We start from the raw sequence: 17,407 nt of genomic DNA on the forward strand, positions 1-17,407 counted from the left end.
TATATCTATTACTACAATAATAAATGGATTAAAACAAAACTGGCCGGAAAAACTCCGGTTCAATACCGAAATCTTTCCGACCAGCTAGTTGCTTAAACTTCTCTCCAATTTTTGGGGTTCAGTTCAGTATTGTCTTTCATATTACTAAAAAAACAGTGGCAGATGATATTAGTTACAAGTTAGATGATCCAGCTTATATTGACGATAAGATAAGGCAAGAAGAAAGTGAAAAAGACCTCGTGTATGAAGCTATGAAAAGTCCATATACAAAATTGCTGATGGAACATTTCTTATTGTCATATATTGATTTGACGGATACGGCTATTTTGTCAGGGCTACAGAAAAATGTTTATCCACTCTATGACGAATTAAAAGAGTTACGTGGTTTAAAGGGCGTGAAAGAACACTTAGCATATATCAGAGATAAACAAGATGACTATTCGAAAAAGAATATTGCTAAGTATCTTAAAAAATCGATTGAACAGTATCTACCAATCGTTAAAAGGCAGGATATAGATTATGAGTGAAAATTTAAAAACAATTCGAGAACTTGCTGAGGAGTTAGGTGTTTCAAAACAGGCAATACAATATCATATAAAGTCGCTGACAAACAAAACAAGGCAAACAAACGACAAAGGTATAGTTGTTTTATCTTTAGAAGAACAGCATTTTATAAGGTCTAAGGTCGACAAACAGACAAACAAAACCAAGACAAATAAACAGGCAAATGACAAACAAACAGACAAAGAGACAAAGTGGGATATCCACAACTATTTAATTAGTGAACTTGATGAAGTTAAGAAAAATAGAGATAAACAATTAGCAGTTAAGGATAAGCAACTAGAAAATAAAGATTCGCAAATAGCTCAAATGCAAAACTTACTAGACCAGCAACAACGATTGGCCTTACAGGACAAACAACTGCTCGAAGAATACAAGGCAGAAATTAAGGACTTGAAAGCCTTAACGATGGCACCGCATGATGATGGTGAAAAAGAAGTGACGTCAGACAAACAACCGGAACCTGAAAATAGTACCCCGGAGTCACAACCTAAACCGAAAAAGTGGTGGCGTTTTGGTAAATAGTTACAACTAAAAAAGAAAAGAAGACTAGTTAAATGGCGGAAGATAAATTTGAACAAGCTGTAATTGACAAGCTAAAGAGTGAAGGCTGGGACTATCTCACAGATTATTCTGGTGTAACAGTTGATCGGTTATATGATCACTGGCGAGATATTCTGAATGCCAACAATCGTAAACGACTAGAAGATACGCCGTTATCTGATAATGAGTTTGAACAAGTGAAGTTGGAACTAACGAAGAATAAAACGCCGTATGATGCGCAACTCATGTTGGCGGGTGCGGGTGGTGTTGGGACCGTACCGTTGAATCGTGATGATGGGACGCAGCTAGAACTTGAAATATTCTATGGTGATGAAGTGGCTGGTGGACATTCACGTTATGAAGTCGTTAACCAAATTACGTTTACGGATTTAGCAACGTAAGTTAGATTTGTTGAAAGAACAGAAAAAAGGTTTTTTACAAAAGATGTTTGTTTAGGGTCTATAATTAATAAGTGATGGGGTATTGTGGAACTGATGGTCAGGCAATAACTACGCAAGCAACTAGAGACGGTGGAATTGATGGATTTATCCAACAAGATGCATTAGGGCTACAAAATATATACATCCAGGTTAAAAGATACGCTAAATCAAATTCTGTAGGTTCTAGAACCATCCAAAGTTTTAGTGGAGCACTTCAGGAAAGAAGTGCAGGAAATAGTAATAGTGGTGTCTTTATAACTACTTCATCCTACACTCAAGATGCTTTAATATCCGCTAAACGTCTACATATAAAAGCTATTGATGACTTAAAAACCATAATAAGTAAAACTCTCAATCAATATCAAAATACTAAAAATAAATAAAAAAATTCTTTTCAATTTTTATTTATGGTATGACATAAATAAAGTAAAGTTATTCGTCTAGGTTAATCTTATTAATACTCTTTCTCACTAGTGTTGCATGCAACACTAGTGAGAAAGAGTATTAAATATACTGCAAGGCAAGACATTTGGTAATTGAAGAATAACAAGCAAAAAAATAGCAGTCAGGTCTCTTGACAAAGTATAGTTGCTATTCTTTTTTTAGGCCCTACTTTAATGAAATTTTTGTTTGGAGGTAACGACCTCATTCCTTTGATTATTTCAGTTGAATTTAATAGAGAAGCCTGGCGTCTATTAAGAAATACTTTTCTTGATGAGCGTCAATTTTTTTAACGGAAATCTATCCTATACTAAATTCAGTAAAGGAAAAGGAGGAATCAAAGGAAACTATTTTAAACAAGCCAAAATTATAGGAGGAATAGATCATGACTGAAAATAAAGCTTCTCAAGAAAGAACACCCCAAGAAAGATTGCAAGAAGAACAAGAACACAAGGAACATGTCCATCATACAAAAATTAATGCAGCGGCCATTTCGGATCATCTTTTAGGGAACATGCATACTTTACATGTGAAATTGCACCAATATCACTGGTATGTAAATGGTGCTAATTTCTTCACCCTGCATGAAAAATTTGAAGAATTGTATAATCAAAACGAAGAATGGTTCGACAAACTAGCAGAACGCTTGATTACTTCCGGTCATAAACCGGCTTCAACCACCGCTGAATTTGAAAAATATTCCATGCTTTCAGAAGATGCCATCAATAAATACGCTAAAGCAGAAGACATGGTTGAAAATATTATCGAAGATTTCAGAAGTACCCGTGAATTAACGATTCGTGCTATTCGTTTAGTACAGGATGAGGGTGACGATGCTTTAGAAGATACACTGATTGCTTTTAAAAATGACTTAGATAAAAACATTTGGATGCTGCAAGCATTCATTGGCAAAGAGGCATTGGAAGACGACGATGCGTTTGATGAGGATGAAGATTAGGTTTTTCGTAAACATACATTTAAAAATTAAAGATTTTGGGGTTGGGACTCTTTCCAGCTCTTATTTTTTGCCGTTAAAAAGACTTTTCTTGATGAGAGTCAATTTTTTTGAGGTAGGGGGCCTTTATACTAAATATAGGAAAGTTAAAAAAAGGACAATAAACTGATAAAGGGGGAGAACGAATTGACTCAATACACCCAACCACATGCAGAAGGAGACCACTCAGCTTGTATCCGCTTAGTCCCGATATTCAATCATTTGGAGGAAGGCTCGATGGATCGCATTGCTGGAAAAGCTCAAACGAAGCACTATCAAAAAGGGGAGTTTCTGTTTCGCTCGCAAGAAAAAGACGATGCCTTGTATATTGTGAATCACGGAAAAGTCCGCATCTATCGCTTGTCTGATTCTGGCAAAGAGCAACTAGTGCGTATTTTGAATCCGGGTAACTTTACGAGAGAATGGGCGTTGTTCAATCCTGATGTTGTGCACGAGGAATACGCAGAAGCTACTCGAGATACGTCTGTCTGCACGATTCAACAACATGATGTACAAGAGTTTCTAAAAGAGTATCCTGCAATTTCGTTAAAGCTGCTAGGAGAGATGTCGCAGCGGTTAGAAAGGTCCGCACGTCAAACCGCACAAGTAGCCGTGGAGAGTGTCATTACCCGTTTAGTTTTGTTTTTAGCAGAAAATGTGGAACCTGGAATGGGCAACTCTCCCACCATCACCCTGCCGATGGCAAAAAAGGACATTGCTTCCTATTTAGGAACGACACCTGAGACCATCAGTCGCAAATTTGGAGAATTGGAGAACGAGGGATTGATTCAACAGCTGTCTGGAAAAAGGATCAAGATTCAGGATTTAGATGATTTATTGCTTTACAGCGAATAATCGGACACGGAAAAGTGGCGTATTACGAAGCGAGTGACCAGGGGGGGCTTAGCCGGAATCTTGTTCAGCATCACCATGACTAGAATGACGCGAAAAATTGAAGAAATGGAGCAAATGGTACCTACTACCATCCGACTTTCTTATACGAGTCATTGTGGAGTTTGTTGGGCTTTGACCTCATCGTCACTATACGGAACCGAAAAATAGCTTTTGCGTCAAGAAGAAGTCGCTTTGAGTTACGTTTTGTGGTACTCAGTGGGTCGGTTCTTCATTGAAGGTATGCGAACGAACAGTTTATGGATTGGCGAGTGGATCCGCGTTTCGCAAGCCTTGTCTCTGGCCCTGTTTATTGGCGCGATTGTAGTATGGTTTATACGCAGACAAGATTATCCACCAATTTCTTATTATTCTGATGGCAATAAGGGGCAGAAAAAAACTATTAAGATGGTGAATTGAGCAAAAAGATAAAAAGAAGTGCCAAACTTGATATGCGTCAATTTTCGTTTGCTAAAAGTGAGCTATATTATAGTTGTAAAGAGGAAAAGGCAGTGTTCATTAATTTGCTGCCGATAAAGTAAAAACACATAAAGGAGATAGGAATTATGGGAAAAGCTATATTGCAATTAGAAACTTTGTCTTGTCCAAGTTGTATGCAAAAAATTGAAGGTGCCGTAAAATCAGTTAGCGGTGTTGATAAAGACAGCATTAAAGTATTATTCAACTCCAGCAAAGTCAAAACCAATTTTGATTCAGCTGTCACTTCGATTGAAGAGATTCAAAAAGCTATCGAAAACGTAGGCTATCCGGTCCTTAAAGCAAAAGTCAAGGCCGCTTAACAGATTAAATGAACTAGGCAATTCTGGAAGGAAAGCTATTTTTCCAGGATTGCTTTTTTTGTTGCAATCCGATTCGAGGTGCTTAGAAATGATAAAAGAGAACTTTCTAAACTTGATATCCGTCAATTAATTACTTAGGCAATTATCTTATACTTTGTTTATCAATAAAAGAGAAATTAAATTTGGAGGGAAAAAGCATGCAACAATATATATTAAGCAAAAAAAATGTTATCACCGTCATCAGTGGATTGTTAATCGCACTCGGTTTCTTCAGTCACTTTGTTTTAGAAAACGTAGGACTTTCAGAGTGGTCTTTGATCATCGCCTCTGTCTTTGGGATTATGCCAATTGCCATTCAAGCGTTTCAAGCAATGAAAGTCAAAGTCATCAGTATTGATGTCTTAGTTAGTATTGCAGCGATTGGTGCGCTTCTTATTCAAAATTATGAAGAATCGGCTATTGTCACGTTCTTATTCTTATTCGGACACTACTTGGAACAACGAACATTGAACCAAACGCGATCTGCTATCAAAGAATTGACTGAAATGGCACCCGAAAGCGCCTTGAAACAAATGGATAATGGCGAATTTGAAGAAGTAGAAGTGGATGATGTAGATGAAGGGGATATCTTGCTCGTTAAAACGGGTGCGAAAGTTCCAGTAGATGGTACAGTTCTTACGGGTGAAGGGCATATCAATGAAGCTAGCATTACAGGTGAAGCTGTTCCGGTCAACAAGCTAGCTGATGCAGAAGTTTTTGCAGGAACCATTTTAGAAAACGGAACGATTCAAATCAGAGCTGACCGAGTTGGTGAGGACACCACATTTGGAAAAATTGTTGAACTCGTGGAAGAAGCACAAGATTCTAAATCCGAAGCGGAACGGTTCATTGATCGCTTTTCTAAATACTACACACCAGCTGTCTTGGTCCTGGCAATTTTTGTATGGGCGTTCAGTCAAAATATTGAGTTAGCAATCACCATCTTGGTTCTAGGTTGCCCAGGCGCATTAGTTATCGGAGTGCCTGTCTCAAACGTTGCCGGTATTGGGAATGGTGCTCGTAACGGTGTTCTTTTAAAAGGGAGTGAAGTCATTCAAGACTTCAGCAATGTGGATACAATTGTATTTGATAAGACAGGTACTTTAACTGTCGGAAACCCAACCGTTGCAGCGACTGAACTGTATGAAAAAGATTCTGCTGAAACGCTTGGCTATCTGGCCAGTGTGGAACGGGAATCAGATCATCCATTAGCAAAAGCGGTCTTAAATCAAATTGGAGAAACAAACTTTTATCCTGTTGAAGAAACTGAAGTCGTGAAAGGCGGCGGAATCGTTTCAAGTGTAGCTGGACATAGAGTGGCTGTCGGGAATGTGGCCTTGATGGAAAAAGAAAATGTCACTCTCAGCAAAAAAGTGCAAAAAGATGTCAAACGGTTTGAACAACAAGGGAACTCTCTCGTTTTGACAGCGGTCGATGGTGAATTAAAAGTACTGATGGGCATTCGCGACCAAGTCCGTCCGGGTGTGAAAGCTAATTTGCAGGAATTAAAAGACCTGGGCGTAAAAAATCTAGTCGTTCTTTCAGGAGATAACCAAGGAACCGTTGATGTGGTCGCAGGCGAACTTGGTTTGACCGAAGCTCACGGCCACATGTTGCCGGAAGACAAATCGGCTTATATCGGAAAACTCCAACAACGTGGTCAAATTGTAGCCTTTGTTGGAGATGGCGTTAACGATAGTCCGTCCTTAGCTTTAGCAGACATTGGCATCGCAATGGGAAGCGGAACGGACGTAGCGATCGAAACATCCGATGTCGTTTTAATGAACTCGAACTTCAGCAACTTGCCTCACGCATTAGGAATAGTAAAAGCTACCGCAAATAATATGAAACAAAATATCGCGATTGCAATTGGAGTAGTGTTGGTCTTGTTGACCAGCGTCTTCTTCAGCGAATGGATGAATATGTCTATCGGAATGTTGGTTCATGAAGGTAGTATCCTGGTGGTAATTTTCAATGCCATGAGATTAATGAAGTATAAGTTGAAAGGTCGAAAAGAATAAAAAGAAGTATCAGCACCTGCAGAGACAGTAAAAATATCTTAAGAATAAACTAGAAGAGGCTGGGACAATAGTCCATCCTTGAAATGACAAAAGTGGAAACTCCCAGATTTAAAATTCTGGGAGTTTCCACTTTTTTGAGTTCTTGAAGAAAAATAAGAGTATAGAGTATGCTCTTTATAAAATTAATTTTCGTGTGAATGATTAAAAAATCTAATAATAAAATTTAAATTCCTATTAAGTTTTAACACATGAAATTACATAATTCATCATATTGGCTATATCGTGTTTACGATATTAATAAGGAAGCAAAATTAGAGAAGTATCATGGCAATCTAGAACAATATTTTAGTTTTGAACCAACTGATTATCTTGCTTTGAAGAAAGATAATTAGAACGTACAGCGCCCATTTTTACATAGAAGACCTTGATACTTATACACCTATGTTGATGGAAGCATTGCATTTAAGTTTATGGTATTATACAAATTAAAATTATAGGTGGTTTAGAATGAAAAAAATTTATTTTTTATGTACAGGAAATTCTTGTCGCAGTCAAATGGCTGAAGGATATGCAAAAAAAATATTGCCGGCAAATGAGTTTCAAATCGAGAGTGCAGGGATTGAAACTCATGGGTTAAATCTAAATGCTGTTAAAGTTATGGCTGAAGATGGAGTAGATATTAGTAGCCACTACTCTAAGTTAATTGATCTAAATTATTTGAACACTTCAGATTTAGTTATTACTTTATGTGGTGATGCCAAGGATAAATGTCCTATGCTTCCCCCTCAAACCAAGAGTTTACACTGGCCTTTATCTGACCCAGCGCAAGCCACAGGAACTTTAGAAGAACAACTACAAGAATTCCGTAAGGTTCGTGACGAAATTAAAAAATTAGTTACAAGTTTGAATAACTCCGTTCATTAATAAAAAACGCCATATAGTGCCGCAGTAAAACAGTCCAATTAATTTATTGACTTCTAAGGAAAATATCAGGGCTTTGGTTATGAGCTAGATATGTGACTAGTCACTCACTAAAATGCCCTTCCATTCAGGGGCTATAATTACGTAATAACCCCTCGAAAAGACTATTAAAACAGCCCCCATTATCTAATAGTTAGATAACGGGGGTTGTTTTTTTATAAAATGATATAATACTCCCTAGATAGGAGAAAACGTATGTCTAGACAAAAACGATCGATCAAGGAAAATAATGATAAATTAAAAGTTCAATTAGAACTCCTCCGTAGTTATACGGAACACTTTGACTCAGGTATGATTCATATGGCTTTGCCAATGGCTACACAGGTTCGTGTATTAATACATCAAACAGATAAGTCCAATTTATTGACTTCTGAGCACTTTTTCATCCGGCTGTTGTCGGCGCCGATCATTGTGCGATCGGGGGTGGGCATATGAATTCATTGATTAGTTTAGAAAAAATTAATTATCAAATCGCTGATCAACATATTTTACATGATGTTGATTGGCAGATTCCAGCTGGGGCTCATATTACATTAACGGGACCATCCGGTGGTGGGAAAAGTACGTTATTACGGATCATTGCGGCCATGATTTCTAAAACAAGTGGGACCTTGCTTTTTGATGGGCAGCCGATTGAAAGTTATGACCCAATCATGTATCGGCGGCAAGTCTCATATTGTTTCCAACAACCGACGTTATTTGGTGAGACGGTGGCAGATAACTTAGCTTTCCCGTACCAAATTCGTAAGCAAGTCATGGATACGCAACGAGTGGTAACGGCGTTAAATAATGTTGGGCTGTCCGAACGAACCCTGCATCAGCCGATTATCGAGCTTTCCGGTGGTGAACGGCAGCGGGTCGCGCTGATTCGCAACATCTTATTCTTACCAAAAGTGTTGTTATTAGATGAGGTGACAGCTGGTTTGGATGAAAATAATAAGCAAATCGTGCACGCCTGGTTACGACAGTTAAATGAGCAGGATCACGTGACAACGATCATGATTACTCATGATGCAACAGAGATTGCTGCGGCAGATCAGTTAGCGAAAGTGGTTGCTGGCAGATTGGAGGTACACGCATGAATTTAGCAGTTAATAATACGTCGCTATTTTTGGCGGCAATGTTAGTGCTCGTCGCGTTAGGAATTAGTTTGTGGCAGAAACTTGGCTTAGATAGGGACATCGTCATTGGTGTCGTGCGGGCTGTTGTACAACTATTTATCGTGGGTTACTTGCTAAAGTATATTTTCCGAGTCAACAATTTGTGGCTAACGCTGGCGATGATAGGCTTCATTATCTTCAATGCGGCTTGGAATGCGAAAAAACGGGGGCCGGGGATTGACCATGCATTAGCCATTTCGTTATTAGCCATTTTTGTTAGTACGGGGGTAACACTCGGCGTCCTCGTACTATCTGGTGCGATTAAGTTTGTGCCATCGCAAATGATTCCCATTTCTGGTATGATTGCGTCGAATTCAATGGTCGCAATTGGGCTGGCTTATCGCAGCCTCAATAGTCAGTTTCATGACCAGCGGCAAGGTGTGCTTGAACGGTTGGCGTTAGGGGCTGGTCTACTTGATGCTTCGATTGCCATCGTGCGTGAGGCGATTCGTACGGGGATGTCACCAACCATTGATTCGGCAAAGACTGTGGGTCTAGTCAGTCTGCCAGGGATGATGTCCGGTTTGATCTTTGCAGGGGTCGATCCAGTACGGGCCATTAGGTATCAAATTATGGTCACGTTCATGCTCTTATCAGCGACTAGTTTGGGGTCAATCATTGCGTGCTATTTAGCTTACCGTAATTTCTATAATGAACAAAAACAGTTGAAGTAATGACTCCTGATTGCAGTCCCGCGGGGAGTCCTTTATGATGGAAACTGATCTTTTTTGTCCGAACAGCGTTCGGATTAATTTTACAATCTACCACTACGATAAAAATAATTGGTCATTCATTGACAAAAGTGAACCAATTATAGGCAAGGACTGTTCTATTATTGAGGTTAAATAGATATGCAACAAATCGTACTCCCAATCAAAGACTCTAACGTCTTAAAAATGGTGCAAGACACCTTACTAGATAGTTTTCGGGCAGGTCGCCGTAACTACACCATCTTTCAAGTTGGCAAAGCCACCCTGCTGCGGGTGAGTGATGTGATGACGTTAAAGAAATCCGATGTCTATAATCCAGATGGCTCTGTTAAACACACGGCCTTTATTCATGATAAAAAGACCGGTAAAGCAAATACACTATATTTAAAGCCCGTGCAACAAGACTTGTTGCAATATCATGATTGGCTAGTCCAACAGAATATCAATTCGGACTGGTTATTTCCTTCAACGGCCCATCCAGACCGGCATATCACTGAGAAGCAGTTTTATAAGGTCATGTCACGTGTTGGTGATCTATTAGGTATCAACTATCTAGGCACACACACCATGCGTAAAACAGGCGCTTACCGCGTCTATACACAGTCAAACTACAATATTGGTTTAGTCATGCACTTACTGAATCATTCGAGTGAGGCTATCACGCTTACTTATCTGGGGTTAGATCAAGCAAGTCGCGAAACAATGTTAGATCAAATTGATTTTGGGTAATAACGCCAACTAATCTCCCTAAATTAGCACGTATTTGTTCATTTTGACGCCACTATGGAGGTATTTTTAATGACTAGGATTACTAAGGCACAATTAGACAACATCATTACACGTTGCCACCATCCGAGGTAATTGGTGCCCCATTGTCTGAAACTGCAACTAAAGTGTTGCTAGGTAATACTTTTTGAGTCATAATTTTAGACGCTCCAATTTTTGAGTATTTGGTTTGTTTTTCACTAACAAAATATCATAACAAAGAGCTCCTATGGTTTTCACCTAACGGGTGAAAGCGCAAAACCCGCTGAAACGGTATTAACTTGCTGTTTCAGCGGGTTTTTGTTTGTCTTGATGAATAATCCGGGTATTAAGTTCTACACCATCTCACTTTTCTCGACCATAGAGCGTCTTTCTAGATATCCCCGAACAGATTTACTCACCTGTTTGGGGTTTTCTTTACAAAAAAGTGTTTTTTGTCAGCAGGCATGTTGGTAACCACTAAAAGTAACTCCCTAAAGACACCATTTTCGATGACGTAATATAACATATCGTTTCTTTGTATACATGGTTAGCTATTACAGGTCGACTCAATTAAAGGTGTTCTAAAAATATGATTTAAAATTTTACCCGGATTATTTCTAACGAATCAACAGGCAAGCACCCTGATGCGCTATACTCTGCTGATTTAATGAACGCAGCTAAAGAAGAAGCTAAGCTTCGAGGATTGTTTGACTTAAATAATCTATAGCTGATTACCATATAACTAAATATCTAAAAAGAAAAACGTCTTGAATATTCAAGGTGTTTTTTTGTCTACAAATAATAATTCAGTAAGATACCAACGCCATAAGCAACAATTGCAGCGACGTACCCGACAGAAAGTGTGCGTAGAATTTCTGTTCTTACTTTCTGCTCTGACAGGTTGGCCTTCACCCAGCCTAGCAACGCCAAAGAGACACCGACGATGACAAAGGCGATTGGAAAGGCGATGGCTTTGTCGTGAATGAGCGCATTTGTAATTAAGTAGGCACCTAGTGGAATTAAACCGAAGACGTTAAACGAAATGAATGTCGCGATACCAGCTGCCAATGCTTTACTTTTTGATTGATTGTTATCCGATGTTGCTGACAGGTAGGCACCGGCCCCCATTGAAAAGCCATCGGCTAATAAGTTTGAGAATCCCAAAATGATGATAACGATGTTTGAAACGTTACCACCGACCGATCCAGCAACGACTGCGAACGTCGTGATAATGCCATCTAAGCCACCGTAGACGATGGCTGAAACGTGTTTTTTCATTTATTTTCTCCAGTTTCTCTCAGTGGTGATAAAACCAATATATAAGAAAAAAGTGACCAATTATCGGTAATTTCACATCGGATTAAAAATGTTTCAAAAACGAAACAAATAAAACCCGGATTATTCATGCACTAAATTTTTAACCACAGCTAAATCAGTAAAATACGATAAAACACCTTGAAACTGCCAGTACCTTGGCACAGTTTCAGGGTATTTTTTCGATTGAGCGTTTTTTGAGAAAAATAGGAACACTAAAGCCAGCCAGATTTTGCTATTTTTTTGAAAATCTACTTCGTTGTTTTATTGCCACAAAGCATTTAGTCGTTCCCAAGCTCGCCAGAACAGACCATCGAATTGTTCTTGGATGCGGCTATCTAACGTCAAAATCACCTTGCGGGCGTGCTTAGTACACACGTCCACCGATTTTTAACAAACGGTCTCGAAAGGTATTGATTGTCCACGACTGTTGCTGGTCGTCCAACGCAATACTCTTCATCAACCGCATCAAGTTTGATGCAATTACTGAGATCCACATGCGCGCTTGCGGTAAACACGGACGATGTCTTTTTGTGGAAGACTTAGGTTAGTGACGATGAACTGTGTACCGCCATGTTCATCATTTAAAACGATATCCTTATTTTTAAGTATAAATCGACTTAACTTGATACAAATAATAATGCATCTAAATCAAATATCTCAACACATTTTTGGGTATGCCGTTTAATTAGACCTCTCTCTTCCAATGATGAGAACTTACGGCTTATTGTTTCTGGAGTTGTCCCCAGGTAAGTAGCCAAATCTTTTTTTGACATGGGTAAAGTCACATAAGTATGGTTTTTTTCATCTTCAACATTTTCTGATAGAAAATCAATAATTCGAGCTTCAACAGGTTCAGTACTGACTTGCACAGTCTGTTTTTCTGATAACTGTAGCCGTTTTGTAATATCCGATAATATTCGTCGCATGATTTCTGGATAGCGATCTAAATATTGATCTAAATTCTTTTTATGAATCCTACAAATACTTGTTTCCGATATTGCTTCAGCATAATTCGAATGATAACTTTCAGTCTGTAAAATAGCAACTTCCCCCATAAAATCACCAGGATGTAGGATGCGTATAGTTTGCTCACGACCAGACTCACTTAGGCTATAAATACGTACACGTCCATTGTTTATGATATATAATGTGTCATCTTTATCACCAAACCTAAATAATAGCTCATTCTTTACGTATTGTACTTCATGCGCTGATTGAGCAATTAGATGCATTTGTTCATCATTGAGATGATTGAAAATCGGCACTAAACGTATACAATCTACATGACTATGATGATTATGGTTTGCCATACCGTTTTCCTCCTAATTAATCGTTATCTATAAATTGTCCATTTTTTAAGTATAAGATCATCTTTTTTCGTTGTATTTTATGTGGTTAATCTCACACCAGCTTGCCCCAGAGGATAGCGTTCTGCATGACATGCTCTCACTGAAGGTGATCATACAATGATAAATTGCCATGTCACGGCGTGACCCATTGGTGCAATGTATCATGTACCAAAACAAAAAACCACTAGGGTATACTGAAGTGCCATAAAAAAGTTAGGCATTTAGATAAGACCTTGAGTATTTTTGTTTTAATTTGTTATAAATGATTTATTAAATTTGATCAAACAAATCATTTAATGCTTCCGTCATTGTTGGATGCGTGTATATTTGATCGCGCAAAGTCTCAGCTGAAAGATGATTTTGCATCGCTAGACTAATAATATTAATCGTCTCAAATGATTCCTCAGCATAAATAGTTGTACCCAAAATTTGATGTGTCTGTGGATCTATCAATGCTTTATAGTTACCTCTTGGATTACCAATTACTTGTGTCTTAGGAACACTAGCTGCTGGCATCTTCAGTACTTTATAATCAATGCCTGCCTCATTCAGCTGTGCCTCTGTTTTTCCGACACTACTAATAGCCGGATTTAGAAAAATAGTATTCGCAAATACTGGTCGATTTAAACGACTTCGTGTCTTATCGCCATATAGATGATTAGCCATAATACGCCAATCATCTAACGAAATATACGTGAATTGTGGCCCGCCGGTAACATCACCTAAAGCATAGACATCTTTAGCATCTGTTTCTAGTATATCATTGACTAAAATTTCACCGTGACTACCTGTTTTAATACTAGTTCTTTCTAGGTGCAAATCGGTCACATTAGCTTTACGTCCCGTAGCAACTAATAACCCATCGGCCTGTATATTTTTAATCCCTTTTGGTGTGCTTATAGTTAATGTAACACCATTTAGTGTATCATTTACACCAGTTAAGTTGCTTTCTAACAAAAAGGATACACCATCCTCCTCTAAATCATTTTTAGCTTGTTCGGCAATTTCAGGCTCAAAGTGTCCTAAAATTTTAGATGATTTATCAATGATGGTCACATGGCTACCAAATTGTGCATACATTGATGCAAATTCCAAGCCAATCGGTCCACTACCAAGAATAACTAATTCCTTTAATTGTTTATCTTTTACAAGTAAGTCTGTGGACGAATAAACATGTTTACTAGCAAGCAATCCATCAATATTAGGCCAAATTGTTGTTGCTCCTGTATTAATAAAAATACGATCTGCAATTAAAGTTTCCTGCCCTGAGTTATCAGATACTCGTACCGTATGGTCATCCAAAAATTCAGCAGTAGCTGTTAAAACAGTGGCTTCTTGTAAATCAGCCACCTTATGGTAATTTTTATTACGTAGCATTGCTGTTAGGGCATTTTTCTTTTTTAAAGCGACTTCATATTCTATACCCCGGTGGGCATTAATAATCATGTTTTTAGTCGGTAAACAAGCAACATTGATACAAGTTCCGCCATACATGTTGGGATCTTTTTCAATAATTAATACTTCTTCACCGTGCTTTGCAAGTGTTCCTGCAAGTGTTTTACCCGCTTTTCCAAATCCAATAATAATATTACTAAAATGTTTCATTATTCACCTTGCTATTCAATAATTTAATTATGTGATCGAATCACAAATCAGGATCTAAAATAATTAAGTAATTAAAATTATTTAGAAATAATTTTTGAATCTAATTCCCAATTTGGATGTTATTTTTTGTACAAGATTATTGTAACAAGTATAACCTTTATTCATGATAAAAAGACAGCTAAGGCGAATACATTGTATCTAAAGCCTGTCCAACAAGACTTGCTGCAATATCATGATTGGCTGGTCCAAGAAAACATCAATTCGGATTGGTTATTCCCCTCGACAGTCCATCATGATTACCATATCACCGAGAAACAGTTTTATAAAGTTATGGCACATGTTGGTGATCTACTAGGCATCAACTATTTAGGCACGCACACCATGCGTAAAACAGGCGCTTATCGCGTATACACACAATCGAATTACAACATTGGCTTAGTCATGCATTTATTGAACCATTCTAGTGAAGCTATGACGTTAACTTACCTTGGCTTAGACCAAGCAAGTCGGGAAACCATGTTAGATCAAATTGATTTTGGTTAGACTAATTGAATACATCTGTAATTAAACGCAGACTTTACCTTGCTGATTTAGAAGTTACAGCAACAGATGTATATATAAAGAGTGATTTTTCTAATAAAACGTCTGAAACCCTTGATATGAGCAGAACTGCAAATTCTGCAGTTAATCAAGAAGAATATAATAACTTAGATACTAATAGATACTATAAAGAGACTGCACAGCTAGATTTTTCCACTGCTAATTTTTCAAATGCTCAAATTGAAAAACAAAATCAAGAAATTGTAGCTAATGCAAGCGAATTTCTAGTATCAAACGGAAATTCAGGTAAAATTATTTTAGAAGCTGAAACCATTAATGAAAAACCTTTTAATTGAAGTCAAGCTATTTTATTATGTGGTTAAGCTGACATCAGCTTGCCCCGCGCGGGTAGCGTTCTGCATGACATGCTCTCACTGAAGGTGATCCTGCAATGATAAATTGCCCCGTCACGGCGTGACCCGCCGGAGGTTTTACGAGCCGGATAATAGGCGCTGTAAAATAGCAGTTTCCCCACCAGGCAGGGGAAACGCTACGGTCATCGCTTGTCGATGACCCGCCTCGCAGAGCCTGTCCAAAATATTATTTTGGTATAACAGGCTATACCAGATTTTTAACGGTGTTATACTGGTCTTGGAAAAGCTTTTTTTGAGGAGGCATTTTTGATGGCGCATTTAAAGAAAAATACCCGTGGTTCAGTTCCCGGTCTTGCCGTTCATTTTGAACGTAAAACTGACCATCACACTAACAAAGAAATTGATGTGTCGAAAAGCTATCTGAATCAAGATCTCATGACAGATGGTTCTGATATGCTTTCACGCTTCAACGAGCGTTTAAATGACGTTTATTGCATGAAAAGAGACGATGTGAAGGCGTTAGCGACTTGGATTGTTACTTTACCTGAAGAACTTGCAGAAGCGCCCTACGAGCAACAGAGCGCCCTTTTTTGAAGCAGCCACCAATTTTCTTAATGACCGTTATGGTCAAGAAAATGCCGTGGCCGCTGTCGTGCATTATGATGAGACAACACCACACTTGCACTATGCCTTTGTCCCCGTTATTTTTGATGATAAAAAATCACGTTATAAAGTATCCGCTAAAGAAGTGCTAACGCGTCATGATCTACAAACCTTTCATGATGATTTAGATCAGCATTTAAAAAAGGTGCTGCCTTTTTATGAACACGGTATTCTAAATAACAAAACCTTACCGTTTGAGAATGTCGCTGAAATCAAAAAATACAACGATCAGTTTAACGCCTTAAAAAAAGAACTAGCTGACGTTGAAGAAAATATTAGGGCTAAACAGGCCGTACTTAAAATCACGGATCAAGCATTAACGGAAGTAGACTTAGCTGAAAAACAAATTGATGCCTTTAAACAAGCCTTATCTAAAAACCTCTTTGGTAAGACGGTGCTTAAACCAGATGACTTAGATCGCTTTAAAAGTGTGTTAGCCACGATGAAGAAAGCCACCTTCCAAAGCCAGAATGAGACAGAAGAACTCAAGCAAACCTTAGGACAAGTCAAAGCGCAGCTAGCAGATGTCCAAGCAGACTATCAAAACCTGAAAGAAACGCATCAAGCGCTTCAGAAGCGGCAGCGAGACCAGCAACAGCTGGATTATGCCATGCGAGACATACTTAAAAACGATTATGGTGTGAACAGTATGAAAACGAGTGAGGTTAAAGCACACTATGTGCTTTATAGGCTTGATCATGAAGAACTTATAAAAAATAAGAAAACAGCTCAGTCGTGGTTAAAAACACTTACGACAGCTAGAGAAGATCCAGACACCAAAATAGCGCTGACTAGGTTAGATTGGGGCATTGAACAAGTTAAAGCATTAATCAATCAGATTATCGAATTAACGCGTACTGTTTTTAAGGGGCCGAGTATATAACGTTAAAACGGCTTATTTACCCGTTTAAGCGTTTTTATACACGAAACGTATAACTAGTCATTAAACAGATTAAAACCTCTCTATTGGCGTAATAAGTGGCAATTATGTTATATAACTAGGAATCTATCATTTAAAATAATTCAAAAAATAACACCCTGTACAAATTTATGTGCACCGTGTTCTTTTTGTTTTGTTTTTTAATTGAATCAGTAAAAAGGCGAAGTGAACTGAACCCCGTAAGTTGGAGTAATTTCCAAAACTTACGGGGTTTTACTATGTTTTCAAAAGAAGTACAAATTGAAGCTGTCACAATGTATCTACAAGGTATTCCGCCTTATAAAATACGGA

General features: G+C 38.2%; 17 protein-coding genes and 5 pseudogenes. 18 read left to right on the forward strand and 4 right to left on the reverse strand.

What is annotated here, in order from left to right; translation table 11 throughout:
- The first annotated feature begins 3 nt into the window (after positions 1 to 3).
- The 15 genes and pseudogenes from NGR58_RS08080 (at position 4) to NGR58_RS08150 (ending at position 10,310) form a co-directional block, all read left to right on the forward strand.
- On the forward strand, positions 4 to 96 hold the full coding sequence (locus tag NGR58_RS08080) for an IS3 family transposase (protein WP_407077153.1): 93 nt from the start codon (positions 4 to 6) through the stop codon (positions 94 to 96).
- Between the two features lie 29 nt (positions 97 to 125).
- Positions 126 to 527: pseudogene (locus tag NGR58_RS08085) on the forward strand (RepB protein); the annotation flags it as partial.
- On the forward strand, positions 520 to 1,086 hold the full coding sequence (locus tag NGR58_RS08090) for a helix-turn-helix domain-containing protein (RefSeq protein WP_258089051.1): 567 nt from the start codon (positions 520 to 522) through the stop codon (positions 1,084 to 1,086). The pseudogene NGR58_RS08085 and the gene NGR58_RS08090, both read left to right, overlap by 8 nt.
- A gap of 32 nt (positions 1,087 to 1,118) precedes the next feature.
- A pseudogene (locus tag NGR58_RS08095) lies at positions 1,119 to 1,499 on the forward strand (type I restriction endonuclease subunit R); the annotation flags it as partial.
- An 80-nt stretch (positions 1,500 to 1,579) separates the two neighbouring features.
- On the forward strand, positions 1,580 to 1,927 hold the full coding sequence (locus NGR58_RS08100; protein ID WP_258089052.1) for a restriction endonuclease: 348 nt from the start codon (positions 1,580 to 1,582) through the stop codon (positions 1,925 to 1,927).
- A 443-nt stretch (positions 1,928 to 2,370) separates the two neighbouring features.
- Positions 2,371 to 2,943: a Dps family protein gene (locus NGR58_RS08105; protein ID WP_019041559.1), complete on the forward strand. Its 573-nt coding sequence runs from the start codon at positions 2,371 to 2,373 to the stop codon at positions 2,941 to 2,943.
- Positions 2,944 to 3,126: 183 nt separating this feature from the next.
- Positions 3,127 to 3,834, forward strand: coding sequence for a Crp/Fnr family transcriptional regulator (locus NGR58_RS08110; protein ID WP_258089053.1), 708 nt, complete (start codon positions 3,127 to 3,129; stop codon positions 3,832 to 3,834).
- A gap of 113 nt (positions 3,835 to 3,947) precedes the next feature.
- Positions 3,948 to 4,290, forward strand: a pseudogene (locus tag NGR58_RS08115) (prolipoprotein diacylglyceryl transferase family protein); the annotation flags it as partial.
- A gap of 146 nt (positions 4,291 to 4,436) precedes the next feature.
- Positions 4,437 to 4,670, forward strand: coding sequence for a heavy-metal-associated domain-containing protein (locus tag NGR58_RS08120; RefSeq protein ID WP_258089054.1), 234 nt, complete (start codon positions 4,437 to 4,439; stop codon positions 4,668 to 4,670).
- A 197-nt stretch (positions 4,671 to 4,867) separates the two neighbouring features.
- Positions 4,868 to 6,730, forward strand: a complete 1,863-nt coding sequence (locus tag NGR58_RS08125; RefSeq protein ID WP_258089055.1) for a heavy metal translocating P-type ATPase — start codon at positions 4,868 to 4,870, stop codon at positions 6,728 to 6,730.
- A 248-nt stretch (positions 6,731 to 6,978) separates the two neighbouring features.
- Positions 6,979 to 7,122 (forward strand): hypothetical protein, encoded by a 144-nt coding sequence (locus tag NGR58_RS08130; RefSeq protein WP_006845387.1) that lies wholly within the window; start codon positions 6,979 to 6,981, stop codon positions 7,120 to 7,122.
- A gap of 115 nt (positions 7,123 to 7,237) precedes the next feature.
- Positions 7,238 to 7,654 carry an arsenate reductase (thioredoxin) gene (gene arsC / locus NGR58_RS08135; RefSeq protein WP_258089056.1) on the forward strand — a complete coding sequence of 139 codons (417 nt, stop codon included), beginning with the start codon at positions 7,238 to 7,240 and terminating at the stop codon, positions 7,652 to 7,654.
- Positions 7,655 to 8,142: 488 nt separating this feature from the next.
- The gene (locus NGR58_RS08140) at positions 8,143 to 8,793 is read left to right on the forward strand and encodes an ABC transporter ATP-binding protein (protein WP_042493553.1); all 651 of its coding nucleotides are present in this window, start codon (positions 8,143 to 8,145) and stop codon (positions 8,791 to 8,793) included.
- Entirely contained in the window at positions 8,790 to 9,545 is a 756-nt protein-coding gene (locus NGR58_RS08145; protein WP_010276774.1) for an ABC transporter permease, read from the forward strand. Before NGR58_RS08140 ends, NGR58_RS08145 begins: the two co-directional genes overlap by 4 nt.
- Positions 9,546 to 9,722: 177 nt before the next feature.
- On the forward strand, positions 9,723 to 10,310 hold the full coding sequence (locus NGR58_RS08150; RefSeq protein ID WP_075270652.1) for a site-specific integrase: 588 nt from the start codon (positions 9,723 to 9,725) through the stop codon (positions 10,308 to 10,310).
- Between the two features lie 810 nt (positions 10,311 to 11,120).
- Here NGR58_RS08150 and NGR58_RS08155 read toward each other — a convergent pair.
- From NGR58_RS08155 to NGR58_RS08170, 4 genes and pseudogenes are all read right to left on the reverse strand, one after another.
- Positions 11,121 to 11,606, reverse strand: a complete 486-nt coding sequence (locus tag NGR58_RS08155) for a VIT1/CCC1 transporter family protein (RefSeq protein ID WP_004903726.1) — start codon at positions 11,604 to 11,606, stop codon at positions 11,121 to 11,123.
- 403 nt (positions 11,607 to 12,009) lie between these two features.
- Positions 12,010 to 12,165: pseudogene (locus NGR58_RS08160) on the reverse strand (transposase); the annotation flags it as partial.
- A gap of 97 nt (positions 12,166 to 12,262) precedes the next feature.
- Positions 12,263 to 12,955, reverse strand: a complete 693-nt coding sequence (locus NGR58_RS08165) for a Crp/Fnr family transcriptional regulator (protein WP_074428101.1) — start codon at positions 12,953 to 12,955, stop codon at positions 12,263 to 12,265.
- Positions 12,956 to 13,264: 309 nt separating this feature from the next.
- Complete coding sequence (locus NGR58_RS08170; protein ID WP_258089057.1) at positions 13,265 to 14,599, reverse strand: FAD-dependent oxidoreductase; 1,335 nt, start codon at positions 14,597 to 14,599, stop codon at positions 13,265 to 13,267.
- Positions 14,600 to 14,686: 87 nt separating this feature from the next.
- On the opposite strand from NGR58_RS08170, the gene NGR58_RS08175 reads away from it, so the two are divergent.
- The 3 genes and pseudogenes from NGR58_RS08175 (at position 14,687) to mobV (ending at position 17,059) form a co-directional block, all read left to right on the forward strand.
- A complete protein-coding gene (locus NGR58_RS08175; protein WP_407077154.1) occupies positions 14,687 to 15,142 on the forward strand; it encodes a tyrosine-type recombinase/integrase in 456 nt (151 codons plus the stop codon).
- A 5-nt stretch (positions 15,143 to 15,147) separates the two neighbouring features.
- On the forward strand, positions 15,148 to 15,495 hold the full coding sequence (locus tag NGR58_RS08180; protein WP_258089058.1) for a plasmid replication initiation protein: 348 nt from the start codon (positions 15,148 to 15,150) through the stop codon (positions 15,493 to 15,495).
- Between the two features lie 327 nt (positions 15,496 to 15,822).
- Positions 15,823 to 17,059, forward strand: a pseudogene (mobV, locus tag NGR58_RS08190) (MobV family relaxase).
- Positions 17,060 to 17,407 lie beyond the last annotated feature (348 nt).

It is taken from the genome of Weissella fangxianensis, assembly GCF_024718545.1.
Lineage (GTDB): Bacteria > Bacillota > Bacilli > Lactobacillales > Lactobacillaceae > Weissella > Weissella fangxianensis.